We start from the raw sequence: 2,280 nt of genomic DNA on the forward strand, positions 1-2,280 counted from the left end.
GGCCTCGTCACAGAGACCTCGATCAAAGCGTTGTTCACGGCATCCTTCTTGCCCGGGTTTATGTTGGCCTCCTTCTTTATGGTCTATATCTATATCCGTACGCGGATTAGCCCAGAGATGGCCCCCCTTCCCCCAGAAGATCCCAATGATCCTCGTGGTTCCGAAAAGGGTCTGATGTTCCTTGGCTTCTTGTCACGCTTTGGCATGTGGGCCACGGCCGTTATCTTCTTGCGCGCGCTGTTCTTTACCCTCACAGGGATGAACACCGTCACGGAAGGTGTCGACCCCATCACGCTTGGGATGGCATCGGATCTACCGTACCTCGCGGCCGCTTTTGGGATCTTTGCTGTGGTCGTTTATGTCGTCGTCGGCAAAGAGCGCACCTCCAAAGGTTGGGATATGGGCAAAGGCCTGATCGCCCCAATCATCGTCATCGGCGTTGTTCTTGGCTCCATCTATGGTGGCATCACGGGCATTACCGAAGCGGCGGGTATGGGCGTTGTGGCTGTGTTCTTGATCAGTGTGTCACGCGGCGAAATGACGTTTGACATCGTATGGGACAGCCTGATGCGCACTTTGCGCTCCACAGGGACGATCATCTGGGTGACGATCGGTGCGGCAGCGCTTGCTGCGGCCTATACACTCGCCGGTGGTCCGACATATGTGGCCAATATGATTATGGCGGCAGATTTGCCGACGATGGGGATCATCCTTGTGATGATGTTTATCTTCCTGATCATGGGGATGTTCATGGACTGGGTTGGCATTGTGTTGCTGATTATGCCCGTGTTCTTGCCCATCGTGCTGCGTTTGCCTGTTGAGGAAATCGGTCTGTTTGGCGAATTGAACCCGCGTCACGTTGCGGTTTGGTTCGGTGTTGTGTTCTGTATGAACATGCAGGTCTCGTTCCTGTCGCCACCCTTTGGTCCGGCAGCGTTCTACCTCAAATCAGTTGCCCCACCGCACATCTCGCTCACGGATATCTTTAAAGGCTTCTTGCCCTTTATCATGATCCAGTTGATCGCCCTGTCGGTTCTGCTGATCTGGCCTCCAATCGTCTCGATCTTCCTCTAGGGGATCGACACACACCATTGAGACGGGGCGGCGGTCGATCCGCCGCCCCGCTTCGTTTCCTTGTGCCGTGGCGCGCCAGATATCACGCGCCACCGCACAAGGATCACATCACGCAAATCAACACGCCAATCACGTCCGCAGGTGGTCGCTTGCGCCCGAGTCACAAGCCACCTGCGAAAATGAGCCGTGACAAACTAACATATAAGCGACACAACACCGTTAAGCCCCAACCCCCGAGGACCGCCATGACCACCGTTCGCCTGTCTGACGCCGATAATGTCGTCACCGCCAAAACCCAACTTGCCATCGGTGACGAAGGCGCGATTGACGTGATCCCGCGCGGCCACAAAATGGCGACCCAAGACATTGCCAGAGGCGAGGCGGTTTACAAGTATGCGCAGATCATCGGCTATGCGGCATCGGACATTGCCAAGGGCGCGCATATCCACACCCACAACCTGGAATTTCGCAACGTCGAGGGGGCGGGTTACGAGTTTGGCACAAACTTGCGTCCCGTGGCCCCAGCGACGAGCTCCGACACATTCATGGGGTACAAACGCGACAGCGGTCGTGTCGGCACGCGCAACTATATCGCCGTGCTCACATCGGTGAACTGTTCGGCCACGGCCGCACGGATGATCGCACAGCATTTCACGCCCGATATCATGGCCAACTATCCCAATGTCGATGGCGTTGTGGCCTTTGTCCACGGGACGGGCTGCGCCATGGGCGGGGATGGAACGGGGTTCGAATTGCTACAACGCACCCTGTGGGGCTATGCCAAAAACCCCAATGTGGGCGGTGTTTTGCTGGCCGGACTAGGCTGTGAGATGATGCAAATTGACTGGCTGATCGAGGCCTATGGCCTCAAATCCGGACCGACATTTCAGACGATGAATATCCAAGACGTGGGCGGTCTGCGCAAAACCGTGGCCCTTGGCATCAAAAAGATCGAAAGCATGCTGCCCGAGGTGAACAAGGCCACGCGCGAGGAATGCCCTGCATCGGAATTGATGGTCGCTCTGCAATGCGGTGGCTCGGACGCGTGGTCAGGAATCACCGCCAACCCCGCCGTGGGCTATGCCTGCGACCTCTTGGTGGCGCAAGGCGGCACAGGGGTCTTGGCGGAGACGCCCGAAATCTACGGCGCAGAGCATCTGTTGACCGCGCGCGCCGCATCGCGCGAGATCGGCGACAAACTGATTG

At 57.3% G+C, this 2,280-nt stretch carries 2 protein-coding genes; both read left to right on the forward strand.

All coding sequences use genetic code 11. The features are described 5' to 3' along the window. Positions 1-1,074 (forward strand): TRAP transporter large permease subunit (locus ACTG34_RS12380; protein WP_439105194.1); only part of this gene is annotated, 1,074 nt, incomplete at its 5' end. A gap of 245 nt (positions 1,075-1,319) precedes the next feature. Then, the coding region (locus ACTG34_RS12385; protein ID WP_439105195.1) for a UxaA family hydrolase at positions 1,320-2,280 on the forward strand (961 nt) is incomplete at its 3' end.

Origin of the sequence: Celeribacter marinus (assembly GCF_965656515.1) — a bacterium.
Taxonomy (GTDB): domain Bacteria; phylum Pseudomonadota; class Alphaproteobacteria; order Rhodobacterales; family Rhodobacteraceae; genus Celeribacter; species Celeribacter marinus_D.